Source organism: Arthrobacter sp. DNA4 (assembly GCF_024362385.1).
Lineage (GTDB): Bacteria > Actinomycetota > Actinomycetes > Actinomycetales > Micrococcaceae > Arthrobacter.
This window is the reverse complement of sequence record NZ_CP101466.1, coordinates 3,006,098-3,021,185: the sequence shown is the minus strand read 5'-3', so window position 1 is coordinate 3,021,185 and position 15,088 is coordinate 3,006,098. Positions and strand designations below refer to the sequence as shown.

12 protein-coding genes and 1 pseudogene are annotated in these 15,088 nt (G+C 65.2%); 10 read left to right on the top strand and 3 right to left on the bottom strand.

Annotation, left to right across the window (positions count from 1 at the left end; all coding sequences use genetic code 11):
- Positions 1-56 precede the first annotated feature (56 nt).
- The 7 genes and pseudogenes from mtrA (at position 57) to secA (ending at position 10,377) form a co-directional block, all read left to right on the top strand.
- Positions 57-731, top strand: a complete 675-nt coding sequence (gene mtrA / locus NMQ03_RS13865) for an MtrAB system response regulator MtrA (RefSeq protein WP_255172666.1) — start codon at positions 57-59, stop codon at positions 729-731.
- Positions 703-2,661 carry an MtrAB system histidine kinase MtrB gene (gene mtrB / locus NMQ03_RS13860; protein ID WP_255172665.1) on the top strand — a complete coding sequence of 653 codons (1,959 nt, stop codon included), beginning with the start codon at positions 703-705 and terminating at the stop codon, positions 2,659-2,661. Before mtrA ends, mtrB begins: the two co-directional genes overlap by 29 nt.
- Entirely contained in the window at positions 2,658-4,373 is a 1,716-nt protein-coding gene (locus NMQ03_RS13855) for an LpqB family beta-propeller domain-containing protein (protein WP_255172664.1), read from the top strand. The genes mtrB and NMQ03_RS13855 overlap by 4 nt, the downstream gene beginning before the upstream one ends.
- Before the next feature lie 135 nt (positions 4,374-4,508).
- Positions 4,509-5,411, top strand: a complete 903-nt coding sequence (locus NMQ03_RS13850; protein ID WP_255172663.1) for a ComF family protein — start codon at positions 4,509-4,511, stop codon at positions 5,409-5,411.
- 144 nt (positions 5,412-5,555) lie between these two features.
- Positions 5,556-6,281, top strand: coding sequence for a ribosome hibernation-promoting factor, HPF/YfiA family (raiA, locus tag NMQ03_RS13845; RefSeq protein ID WP_159631557.1), 726 nt, complete (start codon positions 5,556-5,558; stop codon positions 6,279-6,281).
- A 48-nt stretch (positions 6,282-6,329) separates the two neighbouring features.
- The gene (locus tag NMQ03_RS13840) at positions 6,330-7,541 is read left to right on the top strand and encodes a winged helix-turn-helix domain-containing protein (RefSeq protein ID WP_255172662.1); all 1,212 of its coding nucleotides are present in this window, start codon (positions 6,330-6,332) and stop codon (positions 7,539-7,541) included.
- Between the two features lie 99 nt (positions 7,542-7,640).
- A pseudogene (gene secA / locus NMQ03_RS13835) lies at positions 7,641-10,377 on the top strand (preprotein translocase subunit SecA).
- 117 nt (positions 10,378-10,494) lie between these two features.
- Here the strand turns inward: secA and NMQ03_RS13830 are convergent.
- Both NMQ03_RS13830 and NMQ03_RS13825 read right to left on the bottom strand, forming a co-directional pair.
- Entirely contained in the window at positions 10,495-11,001 is a 507-nt protein-coding gene (locus NMQ03_RS13830; protein ID WP_255172661.1) for an Rv3235 family protein, read from the bottom strand.
- A gap of 162 nt (positions 11,002-11,163) precedes the next feature.
- Positions 11,164-12,051, bottom strand: coding sequence for a LysM peptidoglycan-binding domain-containing protein (locus NMQ03_RS13825; RefSeq protein WP_255172660.1), 888 nt, complete (start codon positions 12,049-12,051; stop codon positions 11,164-11,166).
- 139 nt (positions 12,052-12,190) lie between these two features.
- On the opposite strand from NMQ03_RS13825, the gene NMQ03_RS13820 reads away from it, so the two are divergent.
- Entirely contained in the window at positions 12,191-12,760 is a 570-nt protein-coding gene (locus NMQ03_RS13820) for a hypothetical protein (protein ID WP_255172659.1), read from the top strand.
- 5 nt (positions 12,761-12,765) lie between these two features.
- On the opposite strand, the gene NMQ03_RS13815 is transcribed toward NMQ03_RS13820, so the two are convergent.
- Positions 12,766-12,981 carry a helix-turn-helix domain-containing protein gene (locus tag NMQ03_RS13815; protein WP_018768505.1) on the bottom strand — a complete coding sequence of 72 codons (216 nt, stop codon included), beginning with the start codon at positions 12,979-12,981 and terminating at the stop codon, positions 12,766-12,768.
- A gap of 152 nt (positions 12,982-13,133) precedes the next feature.
- Between NMQ03_RS13815 and NMQ03_RS13810 the strand changes: the two genes are divergently transcribed.
- Together NMQ03_RS13810 and NMQ03_RS13805 are read left to right on the top strand one after the other, a co-directional pair.
- Positions 13,134-13,775 carry a hypothetical protein gene (locus NMQ03_RS13810; protein WP_255172658.1) on the top strand — a complete coding sequence of 214 codons (642 nt, stop codon included), beginning with the start codon at positions 13,134-13,136 and terminating at the stop codon, positions 13,773-13,775.
- On the top strand, positions 13,772-15,076 hold the full coding sequence (locus NMQ03_RS13805) for a P-loop NTPase (protein ID WP_255172657.1): 1,305 nt from the start codon (positions 13,772-13,774) through the stop codon (positions 15,074-15,076). Before NMQ03_RS13810 ends, NMQ03_RS13805 begins: the two co-directional genes overlap by 4 nt.
- Positions 15,077-15,088 lie beyond the last annotated feature (12 nt).

Below are 15,088 nucleotides of genomic sequence, written 5' to 3'. Positions count from 1 at the left end.
CATGCCCGGAAGCCGCTCAACAGGACAAACCCATCCCGATAAGGGAATATATAGCTATGAAGGCACGCATTCTGGTGGTAGATGATGATGAAGCGCTGGCCGAGATGATTGGAATTGTCCTCCGTAATGACGGCTTCGAGCCGGTCTTTTGCGCCGACGGCGCCCAGGCCCTCGACGTTTTCCGGTCGTCGCGGCCGGACCTGGTCCTGCTCGACCTCATGCTTCCCGGTATGGATGGCATCGAGGTCTGCCGCCAGATCCGCGCTGAGTCGGATGTGCCCATCGTCATGCTGACCGCCAAGTCAGATACCTCAGACGTCGTCCGCGGACTGGAATCCGGCGCTGACGACTACGTGCCCAAACCGTTCAAACCCGCCGAACTGGTGGCACGCGTGCGCGCCCGCCTTCGCCCCGGCGACCAGAAGGCCCCCGAGACGCTTAAAATCGCGGACATCACCATTGACGTCGCCGGGCACACCGTCAGCAGGGGCAGCGAGCGGATCTCCCTGACGCCGCTGGAATTCGATCTGCTGGTGGCATTGGCCCGCAAGCCCTGGCAGGTCTTCACCCGCGAACTGCTGCTGGAGCAGGTCTGGGGCTACCGCCACGCCGCTGATACCCGCCTGGTCAACGTCCATGTCCAGCGCCTGCGGTCCAAGATCGAGCAGGACCCGGAAGCTCCGGAAGTTGTATTGACGGTGCGTGGTGTCGGCTACAAAGCAGGGGTCTGACCCCGCTGCGCAGGGCGGGGAACCGGACCAGCGCACAACGCCGCACGCCGCTGATGAAGGTTTGAGCCGCGGCGCCGGGCCGGACAGCCCATCCCGGGGCGGCGACGAGGCCAACGTGCCCGGACCCGGAAATTCCGTGACTCCCGGTCTTCGGCATGTTGCCTTCCGCGCACTGATCTGGCAGCGTCGAGCCGTGATCGTGGCGCTGCGCGTGGCACGGCTGGTGCGGACCGGAGTCCGCCGCTTCCTCCCGGGGCTGAGGTACCTTGGCCGGGCGCTGCAGCAGCGCTGGCGCCGGTCCCTGCAGTTCCGAACCGTTCTTACCACCCTGATGCTGGCCGTGACGTCGTTCGCTGTCGTGGGTGCCTACCTGTCCAACCAGATCGCCAACAACCTGTTCCAGGAGCGGCTGACGCAGGCCGAATCCGAGACACGCTACAACGTAAAGCAGGTTCAGGAGACGTTCGACGGCGCCCAGGTCACCGACCAGTCGAGCGTCATCACCCTGGTCTCGGACACGCTCAGCGCCGTGGAAGGGCGCGGTTCGGTCATCCAAAGGCGCTACGTCTTCGAGGCGGTGCCCAACCAGACCAAACCCCGCAACCGCTGGGTTGAATCCCGCGCGTCGGACCAGTTGACGGTCAGCGTCATCCCCCCTGACCTGCGCAAAGCAGTCCAGGAATCCGGGAAGGACCAGTACTGGGCATCCACCGTCATTCCCGTTGGGACCGAGGACCGGCCGGGAATCGCCGTGGGCAACAAGGTGACCTTCAACGGCACTGTCTACGAGCTGTACCTGATCTACGACCTCAACACCGCGCAGCAAACTCTGAATGAGATCCAAAGCGTCCTCTGGGCCGGCGGTGCGGTACTGGTCCTGCTGATCGGCGCCGTCGCCTGGTATGTCACGCGCAACGTGGTCAGCCCGGTGAGTCACGCCGCCATGGTTTCCGAGAAGCTCGCAGACGGCCAGCTGCAGGAGCGCATGGTGGTCAAAGGCGAGGACGAGGTGGCCCGCCTTGGTGCCTCCTTCAACCACATGGCAGCCAGCCTGCAGGAGCAGATCACCCAGCTGGCCACGTTGTCGCAGATGCAGCAGCGCTTTGTGTCCGACGTTTCGCACGAGCTCCGGACACCGCTGACCACCGTCCGGATGGCCGCGGAGGTTCTGTACGACGCCCGGGACGACTTTGACCCCATCAACAAACGGTCCGCCGAGCTGCTGTACAACCAGGTGGAGCGCTTCCAGTCCTTGCTCTCCGACCTGCTGGAAATCAGCCGCTTCGATGCAGGCGTGGCGGTCCTGGATGCTGAACCTGAGGACCTTCTCCAGGTCATCGCCCACGTCATTGAGGGCGCGGCGCCGGTCGCAGCCGAGTATGGCTCGGAAATCCTCTACACAGCCCCGGAAGAGACCGTGATCGTGGAAATGGATGCCCGGCGGATCGACAGGATCCTGCGGAACCTGATCCTGAACGCCGTGGAGCACGGTGAGGGCAAGCCGGTGACTGTCACGGTCGCGATAAATGAGACGGCGGTGGGCGTTTCCGTCCGGGACCACGGGATCGGAATGGACCCATCGCAGGCGGCCAGGGTCTTCGACAGGTTCTGGCGTGCCGATCCCGCCCGCGCCCGCACGACAGGAGGCAGCGGCCTGGGACTGTCCATCGCCATGGAGGACACCAAACTGCACCATGGCTGGCTCCAGGCATGGGGCAGGAAAGGCGATGGCGCCAACTTCCGGCTGACCCTTCCGTTGCGCCAGGACGGCGCAATCACCGAGTCACCAGTTCAACTGGAACCCAGGGACGCCACCATACCCGGAGCGCCGGGAAGCATCCCCGCGGAACAGGACTACAAAAACATGCTGCTGCTCCAGACTGGTGCGGCCGGTCCCGCCCCAGTGCGGCCCCCCGAGGAGACACCATGAGGGCCTCGATGCGCCATGCCAGGTACCCCGCGGCACTGCTCGTGCTGCTCATCGTCCTCCTGTCGGGCTGCGCGCGGATCCCCACCTCCGGCCCGGTGGGGAAAAGCAGCGAAAGCAGCGCCGGCAACGTCAACGCGCCCGTCTTCCTTCCCGCAGCACCCCAGCCCGGTGCGTCCCCGGAAACAATCATCGACTACTTCTACCGGGCCGGCAGCGGCTACGAGGACGACTACGCCGTGGCCCGGCAGTACCTGACGCAGGCGTCGGCGGTGTCCTGGAAGCCGGACAAACGAGCCTTGGTCTACCGGGAGGCACGCGTCGTCCCCACAGAAACAGAAAACGTCTTCAACTACGAGCTGGATGTCTCCTACACCGTGGACGGCGACGGCATCGCCACCCAGTCGCCGCCGGGAACAGTGGAACGCATTCCGGTGACGGTGACCCAGGTGGACGGCGAGTGGCGGATCTCCGCGATTCCGGACGGGACGGCCATTGCCGAGGAAACGTTCAAAGTGATCTACGGCGCCTACCCCATCTACTTCTACGACCCCACGTTCACCTACGCCATCCCGGATGTCCGCTGGTTCCTGAAGAACAAGACGGTCAAAGCCATGACCAGCGCGCTGCTGGCCGGGCCCGCCCCATACCTCCGCGGCGCCGTCGCCAGCGCGTTCCCATCGGGAATCAAGCTGGCACGTGAGTCTGTCCCGGTGGTCTCCGGGGCCGCGCAGGTGGATCTGACGGCAAAGGAGCTGACGGAAACCTCGGCGGAGGACCGGTTGCGCATGCAGATGCAGCTGACCCTGACGTTCCGCAGCCAGCCCGACGTTGTCAACGTTGAGCTGCGTGCCAACCAGGACCTGGTCCGGGTGGAGGACAACGGGTCCGTCCTTCCTCCGGTGCTGGATAAAACCGTTCCTTCCCGCCAGATCGCCATCAGTGGCAATGAGTTGGTGCGCTACGAAAACAACCGCGTTTCGCCACTGCCCGACATGCAGCCGGTCTCCGCGCTAAACCCGCGCTACCCTGCGGAATCCCCGGTGTCGCAGACCGCCGCCTTCCTCAACGACGGCCGCACCACGCTTTACAGCATCAGCCCGGGGCAACCTGCCCGTGCCCTGACCACCCGGAGCACCCTCAGCCGGCCGTCCTTCAGTGTTAACGACTGGGTGTGGACGGCCGGACCCGGTGCTACCGGTGCCACCGAAGTCGTGGCGTTCCATCCCACCGGAGTGGCGGAGGGGGCACCTGTCCCGTCCGTGACGCTGGCGCCATCGTGGCTTGCCGGCCGGACGGTGAAGGAGCTCCGGATCTCACGCGACGGCGTGCGCGCCCTGGTCATTTCAGAGCAGAACGGGAAGTCCAAGGTGCAGGTGGCCGGGGTGATCCGCGCCGGCGACGGCACGCCGCGCGAACTGACCGCGCCCATCACTTTGGTCAGCGCCGGCGATCCCGACCAAGGTGTTTGGGTGAACGGAACCACCGTTGCCGTTATGAAGGAGGCAGCCGGTGCGAACGTCACGCCGGAGCTGCTGTCCCTCACCTCCGGACAGCCGCAGCAGCTGGCTCCCTGGCCCGGACTGGTTGCCATCAGTGCCGGAAATGGTGCAGACGACATCTACGTCCAGTCCGGAGAGGGTATCTTCCAGCGCCTCGGCAATGGCTGGTCGCCGCAGATCAAGGGTCCCATCGACCCCGCGTTTCCCGGCTGACCCCTGTCATCCGACTTGTCCACATAGGTGCGCCAGACTCTCCTGATGCCTGGGCATCTGCTGCATGCTGGGGCAGTGAACGGAATATCCGGAGGAAGCGGAACAGCTGGCCCTGGCCGGCAGGGGACCCGGCGGATGGATCCCGACCTTCAGCCGCCGCCGCCCTGGCCGGCACTGCACAGGGCCGAACACGCCGCAGCGCTCCTGCGCCTTGCCGACTGGGTGTCCGGCGCGGCGGCAGATCTCCTTGCACTGGCGGTGCCGGTGGACTGCGTCTGCTGCGGGGCCGAAGACCGGACCCTTTGCGCCTCGTGCTGCAGCCGCATCCGCCAGCTGACCAGGGACCCCTTCCGCGCCGAAAGCGGAGCCCCCGCGCTGATGGATGTCGACGGGACCATCATGCTGCCGGTGGTGGCCGCGGGGGTGTACCGGGACGAGTTGGCTCAAGGCCTGCTGTCGTTCAAAAGGCACGGCCAGCACCAGCTTGGGAGGAACCTTGGCAGGGCGCTGGCCGCGGCGGTCAGGGCAGCGGCCCGCGGCGGCAGCGGGTTCCTGCTGGTTCCGGTGCCCACCGGTACCGCGGCATACGTCAACCGGGGGTTCAGCCCGGTCCATCTGCTCCTGAAGGAGGCCGCACGGCAACTGCCAGGCCTCGACGTCGCGGATGTCCTGGGCAAGAAGCCCCGGGCGCTTCTGGAAGGACCAAAGGGTCTGGGCGGGCAGAAAGGTCTGGCGGGCCAAAAAGGTCTGGGCAGGGGCGCCCGCTCCCAACGTGTCAGGGGGTCCATGCAGGTCAAATCCCGCGCCCGCACCAAGGTCCTGGGCCGTCCCTGCATCATTGTCGACGACGTCCTGACAACCGGCGCCACCATCGGAGAAGCAGCCCGTGCCCTGCACCTGGCCGGAGCCCAGGTGAGGGGCGCCGTCGTGCTTGCCGCGACACGCCCGCCCGCTGCGGCGGACCCCGGCACGCCCGCCGCCGGCCCGCACGGAAGGAGCCATGACTTAGAAAAAAATAAACTGGGAAAGGATGAATAACAGGTGGCTATGAACTAACGTCGGTGGTGGGTACCAAGAACAGAATGTACCTTTCGATGGCGGCTCGGAGAGGGGCTCGACTGTCAAACAGCCCGGCCCAGGGAAGTGCCGCCGTCGTGTCACCGAAGTCATTTGGAGGGCACCATGGAGTTTATGATCAGCGGACGAAATCTGACCGTTTCAGACCGGTTCCGCGAATACGCCGGGGAAAAGATCGCAAAGATCGAATCGCTTGGCGACAAGATCCAGCGGGTGGATACGAAAGTCTCCAAGGAGACCAACGCCCGGCAAACCGGCGACCAGTTGACCGTCGAAGTGACAGTCCTGGGCAGGGGCCCCGTAATCCGTGCCGAAGCGAGCGCCGCAGACAAATTTGCCGCCTTTGACCTCGCCTACAACAAGCTGCTTGAGCGCCTCCGGCGCGCGAAGGACCGCAAAAAGGTCCACCATGGCCGCCACACGCCCAAGGCCGTCCGTGAAGCAACCGCCTCCCTTGAACCAGCCAGCGCGCACGAACCGCTCTACCTCGAGGCCAACCGCAGGAGCGAAACAGCGCAGGCGCCGGAGGAAAAATCCCCCTACGATGTCGAGAATGACATCCCGGCCGGGAGCTCGCCGGTACTGATCCGGCGCAAGGTCTTCCCCGCTGCGTCCATGACCCTCGACGACGCCGTAGACAACATGGAGCTCGTCGGCCACGACTTCTATCTTTTCGTGGACAAGGCCACCAACACGCCGTCCGTGGTCTACCGCCGCCGCGGCTGGACCTACGGCGTCATTACCCTGGACCACGAATGCGAGCCAGGGGACACTGTCGTGGAGGAAAAGGTCCTTGCCTACCGCTCCGACGACGCAGCCGCCACTGTCTGACGTACCTGGCAACGTCCAAGGTGGTACCAACCACCAGAGAGGTCTGAATTGTCGGCAACGCTGAGCCTTGACCAGGCCCGGCGGATCGCGCTGGCAGCGCAGGGACTCCACAAAGGACGGCCCACCGGCCCCGTGACAGCACGGGCGGTGGGCCGTACCTTTGCCCGTCTCCAGCTGGTCCAGATCGACTCCGTAAACGTCCTGGTCCGCAGCCACTTCCTGCCCTTCTATTCCCGCCTTGGCAACTATGACCGGGACATCCTGCAGCGCATGTCCGCCAGCCACCCGCGACGGATGTTCGAATACTGGGCTCACGAAGCCAGCTACATCCGGCCGGAGCATTACCAGGACCTCCTTCTCTGGCAAAAGCGGGCCTGGGTGGGCGCGTCCCGGATGGACCCCGTGCTCCGCGATGAGGTTGCTGCCAGGATCCTGGCGGTCCTCGCCCGGTCCCGGCCCATGACGGCATCTGAACTGACGTCACGGATTGGGCATGTCGAAGAGAAACAGGCGGACAACTGGGGGTGGAACTGGAACGCCGTGAAACGGGTCCTTGAACACCTCTTCGAAGCGGGTCTGGTGTCGGCGGCCTCCCGGACCGGGCAGTTCGAGCGCAGGTACACGCTGACCTCCAAGGTCCTCCCGGATGCGGCCGCCGCCGCAGGGGAGAAGGATCCAGAGGCTGCACTCCGGCGCCTGACCGACGCGGCCGCCCAGGCCCACGGAATCGGCAGCATCCGCTGCTTCGCCGACTACTTCCGGACTCCGGTCAAGGCCACAGCCCTGGCTGTCGAGCACCTGGTGGAGCAAGGCAGGCTGGAACCCGTCACGGTGGCGGGCTGGAACCGGAAGATCTTCCGGCATGTGGATTCGCTGCTGCCGCGGCGTGCCACCGGCCGGGCGCTTTTGAGCCCGTTCGATTCCCTGGTCTTTGAGCGGCGGCGCCTTTCCGAACTGTTCGGCTTCCATTACCGGATCGAGATCTACACCCCGGAACCCAACCGGCGCTTCGGCTATTACGTGCTGCCCTTCCTGCTGCGTGACAGGATCGTGGCGCGGGTGGATTTGAAAGCAGACCGGGCCGGCGGCCGGTTGCTGGCGAGGGCCGCGTTCGCCGAGCCCGACGCACCGGCGGATACCGCCGTCGAACTTGCCGCCGAGCTCAAGCTCATGGGCCAATGGCTTGGCCTGCCGGATGTGGAAGTGGGGCCGGCAGGAGACCTTGCCGCCCGGCTGGCGCAGGAGCTGGCACGTCCGTAGGGAGTATCCGCTCTCAGGGAAAAGGAGCACCGGCGGCGTGTCTCTCCCGTAGACTGAACACGCCAGAATTCGGCGGCATCAGACTGGGAGCATCTTCACGTGGCATCACTTATCGAAAAAATTCTCCGCACGGGTGACAAGAAAACACTCCGGCAGCTGCGGAACTATGCCGATTCCATCAACGCCCTCGAAGACTCATTCAAGACCTTTACCGACGCCGAACTGCGCGAGGAGACGGACCGCCTCCGCGCCCGCCACCAGGACGGCGAGAAGCTCGAGGACCTGCTTCCGGAGGCTTTCGCAGCAGTGCGTGAAGCGTCCTCCCGCACCCTGGGCATGCGCCACTTCGACGTCCAGCTCATGGGCGGCGCCGCCCTGCACCTGGGCAACATCGCTGAAATGAAGACCGGTGAAGGCAAGACCCTGGTGGCGACCGCTCCCGCCTACCTGAACGCCCTTACCGGCAAGGGCGTCCACGTGGTCACGGTCAACGATTACCTCGCCGAATACCAGTCCGAGCTCATGGGCCGTGTCTACCGCTTCCTGGGCCTGACCAGCGGTGTCATCCTGGCCAACCAGGATCCCGCCGTTCGCCGTCAGCAGTACGCCGCCGATATCACGTACGGGACGAACAACGAGTTTGGTTTCGACTACCTGCGCGACAACATGGCGTGGGACCGGACCGAACTTGTCCAGCGCGGCCACAACTTCGCCATCGTCGATGAAGTGGACTCAATCCTGATCGATGAGGCTCGCACCCCGTTGATCATCTCCGGGCCTGCGCAGGGGGACACCAACCGCTGGTACAGCGAATTCGCCAAAGTGGTGCTCCGGCTGCAGCCCGAAAAGGACTACGAGGTCGACGAGAAAAAGCGCACGGTGGGCGTCCTCGAGAGCGGGATCGAAAAGGTGGAGGACTACCTCGGCATCTCCAACCTGTACGAGTCCGCCAATACCCCGCTGATCGGCTTCCTGAACAATGCCATCAAGGCCAAGGAACTCTTCAAGCGGGACAAGGACTACGTCATCCTGGACGGCGAAGTGCTGATCGTTGACGAGCACACCGGCCGCATCCTGACCGCGCTACAACGAAGGCATGCACCAGGCGATCGAGGCCAAGGAAGGCGTCGAGATCAAAGCGGAAAACCAGACTCTGGCCACCGTGACGCTCCAGAACTACTTCCGTATGTACGGCAAGCTTTCCGGAATGACCGGTACCGCCGAGACTGAGGCGGCCGAGTTCATGAGCACTTATAAGCTGGGCGTCGTGGCCATCCCCACCAACAGGGACATGCAGCGGATCGACCAGCCGGACCTCGTGTTCAAGAATGAGGTTGTAAAGTTCGACGCCGTGGTGCGCGATATCGCCGAGCGCCACGAAAAAGGCCAGCCCGTCCTCGTGGGCACCACCAGCGTGGAGAAGAGCGAGTACCTGTCCAAGCTGCTTGCCAAGGAAGGTATCCGCCACGAGGTCCTGAACGCCAAGAACCACGCCCGGGAAGCTGCCATCGTCGCTCAGGCAGGCCGGAAGGGTGCCGTCACCGTGGCCACGAACATGGACGGCCGCGGCACTGACATCATGCTGGGCGGAAACGCCGAATTCACGGCTGTCGCCGAACTCGCCAAGCGCGGGCTGGACCCGGAGGAGAACTCCGAACAGTACGAAGCCGCGTGGCCCGCAGCGCTTGAAGCCGCCAAGCAGTCCGTCAAGGACGAACACGAGGAAGTCCTGGACCTCGGCGGCCTGTACGTCCTGGGCACCGAACGCCACGAGTCGCGACGCATCGACAACCAGCTCCGCGGCCGTTCCGGCCGCCAGGGCGACCCGGGTGAATCCCGGTTCTACCTGTCGCTGACCGACGACCTCATGCGGCTCTTCAATTCCGGGGCGGCGGAACGGCTGATGAACAGCTCGGTGCCGGACGACGTTGCGCTGGAATCAAAGCTGGTATCCAGGGCCATCGCCTCTGCCCAGGGGCAGGTGGAAGGCCGCAACGCCGAGCAGCGCAAGAACGTGCTGAAGTACGACGACGTCCTCAACCGCCAGCGCGAAGCCATCTACAGCGACCGCCGTCGGATCCTGGAAGGTGATGACCTGCACGAGAAGGTGCAGTACTTCATTGAGGACACCATCGCTGCCTTGATCGACGCCGCCACCGCGGAAGGGAACGGCGACGACTGGGACTTCCACCAGCTGTGGACGAACCTTAAGACGCTCTATCCTGTCAGCGTTACTCCCGAAGACATCATCGAAGAGGCCGGTGGCAAGTCCAGGGTCACCGTGGAGCTGTTGAAGGAGGAGATCCTTTCCGACGCCCGCCTGGTGTACCAGGCCCGCGAGGAGGTCATCGGCTCCGAAAGCATGCGGGAACTCGAGCGCCGTGTGGTCCTCTCCGTCATTGGCCGCAAGTGGCAGGAACACCTCTACGAGATGGATTACCTCAAAGAGGGCATCGGCCTGCGCGCCATGGCGCAGCGTGATCCGCTGGTGGAGTACCAGCGCGAAGGTTTCGCCATGTTCCAAAGCATGATGGAGGCCATCCGGGAGGAAAGCGTTGGCTTCCTCTACAACCTTGAGGTCGAGGTGACGCCGGCCCAGGATGTCGTCGTCCAGGACGCGGCCGGCGGACATACTGAGCACGTGGACCCGCAGGTCCATGCCGCCGGGCTTGAGGCACCCGAAAAGCCCGCGCAGCTGCAGTACACGGCTCCCAGCGAGACCGGCGGAACACAAACCCGTGTGGAAACCCGGACAGGTAGTGGACGCTCCGGCAATCCTGCGAAGGCAGCTGCCCAGGACGCCGCCAAGCGCCCGGCGAAGAAGAAAAAGCGCTAGTAGACACAGCCGTAAACGCGCACAGGCGTTAAGGAACAGGGCAGGGGCCGATGGGCCCCTGCCCTGTTTGTATGGTGCACCGTGTGCTTTCGGGTGCGCACCAAATCACCCAACGGTTTAGCCGATGACGAGTTCAACGATGCGCCAGACCTGCTTGCTGCGCTCAAGCCGGACGGCAACGGCACGTGCCCGTACGTCATCCACCACGACAGCGCTTGCCTCGTAAATTCCCTCCGCTACCTCGCACACCCGCACGGAGCGGACTGTGGAGTTCCGGTGTAGACGGGCAAGGGCGGGATTGCCCGTCCTGGTAAGTTCGCGCCTGATCAGGGCCGCCCGGTGCTGCAGCGATGCCAGGCACCGAGGATCCAGCCGGCGCGCCAGCTGGTGTATGGGACGGATCCCTGCCAGGACCTCCATGGCAGCCTGAACCGTTCCGCGGGTAATGGCCCTTACTTCCGCAGCTTCACTGACGGGCCTCAGGGACGATGGGTCCGCGGCGCGGGACCGGCCTGCGGTCACCGCCGTTGTTGACGCTGACGCGGTTTTCGCGAGGGCCCTCCCGCCGTTTACGGTGTTGGCAGCCAGCCGCTGGGCGGTCCGGGCAGGTGTCACTGCGGTCATGGTGTTCCCCTTGGTTCGAATCGCGGAATAGCTGATGATCTATTGGCTGGCATGGCGCCGGGCAATGCGGGCAGGCCGGTCCGGCATGCCGGCACGTCGGTTGGATCGTCGGTATTACCTGCCCCGGCCCCGGCGCCGGCGCAGCACGGAAAACGCCAGTGGCTATGGCGCCTGCGGCGCCTGGAGGATCTGTCCCGGTAGCAGGACATCCGGGCTCCCGCCGATCAGTCCGCGGTTCGCTGCGTACCACCGGGGCCATTCGAGGGCTATGTCCACATCCGATGCCTCCGGCCCCAGCTGGGCCGCCACGATGTCCCATAGTGTGTCGCCGGCAAGCACGGTCACCGGGGCCGCCCCGCCAATCGCTTTCCGTGGGTCCGGCTCCGCGCCGGCGGCGGTCCTGGTTTCCGGTGCGGCGAGCAGGCCTGGCTCCACCACCGGGGAGGCCGGTTGCCATCCCGGGTTGGGCGTGGCGGCGGTGGGCAGGGCCGCGGCGGGTTGCCATGCCGGCGACGCGGCTTCCCGGTCCGGTGGTGGCACCTCCGCGGGGCCCGGTTGGACAGAGAGATGCATGCCCGGGCCAGCGCCCTGGCGGGGTGTCGGAGCAACGTGCGCAGTTGCAGGGTTGGCGGAAGCCGCCGAGGACTGTTCGTGCGTGGGTGTCCACTCCGGCCCCGGCGCGTTGGTGGCCGCATGTGCCGCGGCGCCGGCTATCAGCTGCATCGAAAAGGCGGCAATCACCGCCCGCTGCATGAATGCAGGTGAGAGCCGGCGGGCGGCCGCAGCAGCCCGGTACCGGCCCAGCCGCTCCAGCAGGACGGAGGCTCCAGCAGCCAGCATTGAAAATGCCCACCACAGTAAAAGTCCGAGGCCGACTGCTGTTGCGGCGGCTGCCAGGAGGACCTCTACGGTCCACCCCTGCTGATGCGTGGCGGCGTCCTGCCATTGCACCAGCTGGCCCGCTCCCAGGATGCAGAGCAGGATTCCAAGCACCAGAAAGGCCAACGCTATGGCGGCATCCGACCATCCGGTCCTACCTGAGTGTCCCATTTACAACCGCCTTGATGTTGTTTGACGCTGTTTGATGTTGTTTGACTCAGTCTGGACCGCCTAAACCCTTTTTGTCCAGACGTTGGAGTGAAATAAGGCGCGCGTTGACGGGCGGGGCAGGGAACCCTACGCTGGCGGGATGCGCTGGGATGCACTCTTCAACGACATGGAAAGCCAGCTCGCGGAGGCTGACCGGCTGGCGCTCGAGAGCGAGGTCAGCGAGCGGATGCGGGCCGAGATGGTTGGCCTGCGGCTCGATGACAGGCTCCGGGCAGCCGTTGGTTACAGGATCATGGTCCACCTCCTGTGCGGCGAATCGGCGCAGGGGGAGCTGACCCATGTTGGAGCTGATGCGCTGGTCCTGGATGAAGAACGGCATCAGGTGCTCATTCCCTATGCGGCCGCAGCCCGGTACGTGGGCCTGGGCAGGCATGTGCGGACGGAGGACTCACCGGTCCGCCGCTCGATCGGACTTGCCCATTCCCTGCGGGCCCTTGCCCGGGATCGGGCGGAAGTGACCGTGATGATTGCCGGGGGAACCGGAGCCGTGCGGGTGGAGGGCGTCATTGACCGGGTCGGCCGGGACTACATCGACCTTGCCGCGGTGATTCCGGGCGAGGCACGGAGGGCCCAAAGCGTTGGCCAGGTGTCAGCGATACCTTTTGCGGCGCTGGCGATGATCAGGTCCCATAAGGCCGGCGGAGCCTAAGGGCGTCACACTGACTTCGAACGGGACTCCTGGATCATGCGGCTGGCCTCGGCATAGCGTTCCTCGATGTACTGTTCCAGCATCTTCTCCTCGACGCGCCACTGCCCGCGGCCGCCAACCTGAATGGCCTTCAGCTCCCCGCTGCGGACCAAGGCGTACGCGGCGGGGGAGTTGATCTGGAGTTGCTCGGCGACGTCTGCGAGCGTGAGGAACCTTGGCATACGCCCATTTTGCCATCACATGACGTTGTTTGCGCCCGTTTTCCACAGATAGCCGGTATTTAGGCAAATGACTTTTGTTCCCGGTCCCTGGCGGTAACAATGAGGAGTCCGGCCAGAGTGGGCAGGTCCGGTGTACCTAGGGGGAGAACGGTATGGTTCCTGATTCGAGCGCCACGGCGCCACGGCTGAAGCGCCCGTCGTGGAAGGACCCGCGGTTGCTGGTGGGCGTTCTCCTGGTCCTGGTGTCTGTCGCAGGGGTTACTTTCCTGGTCGGCAGCGCAGACCGCACCACCGAGGTCTTCGCGGCCCGGGACGGCATTGCCGTGGGTGAGCGCCTGACAGCGGAGAACGTGGTCCGCGCGAAGGTCCGCCTGGGCGACACGGAGCAGCACTACATCACCGTGGAGGACGGCCTGCCCCAGGACGTTGTCGCCGTGCAGCGGATCGCCAAGGACCAGCTGGTTCCCAGGGCAAGCCTGGGCGAGGTGGACCGGTTGGACCGTAAGCCGGTGGCGCTCAACATCGCCCAGACTTTGCCGTCCCAGGCGGTTGCCGGTGCGAAGGTGGACGTCTGGGTGGCGCAGCCGGATGCAAAGAACGGATACAGCGAGCCGAAACTCATCCTTCCCGGAGCTGAAATCGCTGAGGTCACCACCGGGTCCACTGCCCTCGGATCGTCAAAGACCACCGTGCTGATGGTCCTGGTGGAGGACAAGCAGATGCCTGCGTTGCTGGGTGCCCAGGCCAACGACGCGAAGATATCCGTTGTGTGGAATCCCGGCGGGGCCCGATGAGTATCCCGGTTGTCACCGTTGGCCAAAGCCGGGAGGACTTGGTGGGCGGCCTCGAAAGGCTGCACGGTCCGGTGACGGTGGTTCGACGATGCACCGAACTTCCCGAGCTCCTCGCTGCCTGTCAAAGCGGTCTGGCAAGGGCCGCCGTAGTGGCAGAAGGGTCCGACGGATTGACTGCTTCCCTTGTCGACCGGCTTGGAGCTGTTGGGGTGGCAGTCATCGCGCTGACGGACAATGCCGAGGAGGCGGCCAGGCTCCGCAAAATCGGTGTCGCGTCGGCGCTGACGGGAGTCGAGTCAGCAGAGCTTTCGGACAGGATCGCCGATGCCGTTGCCCAGCTGACAGGTGCTGCCCGTCCCGCCATCCTGAGCGGGGGAGCTGACACCGGGGCTGCGCTGGCCTTAGACCCCGTGCAGCCTGCACCTGGCCCCGAGGGCGAACCAGCCGGCAGGCTCATCGTTGTCTGGGGACCGGCCGGGGCGCCGGGACGGACCACTGTTGCGGTGAACATCGCCGGCGAGATGGCTGCCGATGGCCGGGATGTCCTGCTGGTCGACGCGGACACCTACGGCGCCAGCGTCGCGGCGGTGCTGGGTCTCCTGGATGAGTCAGCCGGGCTTGCCCAGGCGTGCAGGCTTGCCGACCAGGGGCTGCTGGACCCGGACGCCCTTAGGAAGGTGGCCGCCACCGTCGCCACTGCGTCCGGGACGTTCCGGGTGCTTACGGGGATTACCCGCGCGGACCGCTGGACTGAGCTGCGCGCCACTGCCCTGTCGCTTGTTCTTGAACGGGCCCGGCAGATCGCGGACGTTGTGGTGGTGGATACCGGCTTTTGCCTCGAAGCCGATGAAGAGCTGAGCTTCGACACCATGGCGCCGCGACGGAATGCCGCGACGCTGCGTCCCCTGGAGCTGGCGGACGCGGTCTATGCCGTTGGCGCGGCTGATCCCGTGGGCGTCCCGCGGATGGTCCGTGCGCTTGCCGAACTGGAAGGTGCTGTACCGCAAGCCTCACCCACTGTCGTCATGAACAAGGTGCGTTCCTCCTCCGTGGGCAGAGCCCCGGAGCGCCAGTTGCGGGATGCCTGGGAACGGTACGGCCCCGCGTCGGAACTCAAAGCGTTCCTGCCCTACGACCCCGGCGCCGCCGATGCAGCACTCCTTGCAGGGTCGCTGCTGCTTGAAGCGTGCCCCGACTCCGCGCTTCGGCGTGCCATCCGCGAACTTGTTTGTGCACCAGACCAGCGAAAAGCCAAATCCTCTGTATTTTCTTCCACACCACGGCGAAGGGCAAAGGACTAGGCTCGCCATAAG

Bases quoted from the DNA above. Each gene is read 5' to 3' on its own strand.
- mtrA (WP_255172666.1), top strand. From the start codon at position 57: ATGAAGGCACGCATTCTGGTGGTAGATGATGATGAAGCGCTGGCCGAG.
- NMQ03_RS13855 (WP_255172664.1), top strand. From the start codon at position 2,658: ATGAGGGCCTCGATGCGCCATGCCAGGTACCCCGCGGCACTGCTCGTG.
- NMQ03_RS13850 (WP_255172663.1), top strand. From the start codon at position 4,509: ATGGATCCCGACCTTCAGCCGCCGCCGCCCTGGCCGGCACTGCACAGG.
- raiA (WP_159631557.1), top strand. From the start codon at position 5,556: ATGGAGTTTATGATCAGCGGACGAAATCTGACCGTTTCAGACCGGTTC.
- NMQ03_RS13830 (WP_255172661.1), bottom strand. From the start codon at position 11,001: ATGACCGCAGTGACACCTGCCCGGACCGCCCAGCGGCTGGCTGCCAAC.
- NMQ03_RS13825 (WP_255172660.1), bottom strand. From the start codon at position 12,051: ATGGGACACTCAGGTAGGACCGGATGGTCGGATGCCGCCATAGCGTTG.
- NMQ03_RS13820 (WP_255172659.1), top strand. From the start codon at position 12,191: ATGCGCTGGGATGCACTCTTCAACGACATGGAAAGCCAGCTCGCGGAG.
- NMQ03_RS13815 (WP_018768505.1), bottom strand. From the start codon at position 12,981: ATGCCAAGGTTCCTCACGCTCGCAGACGTCGCCGAGCAACTCCAGATC.
- NMQ03_RS13810 (WP_255172658.1), top strand. From the start codon at position 13,134: ATGGTTCCTGATTCGAGCGCCACGGCGCCACGGCTGAAGCGCCCGTCG.
- NMQ03_RS13805 (WP_255172657.1), top strand. From the start codon at position 13,772: ATGAGTATCCCGGTTGTCACCGTTGGCCAAAGCCGGGAGGACTTGGTG.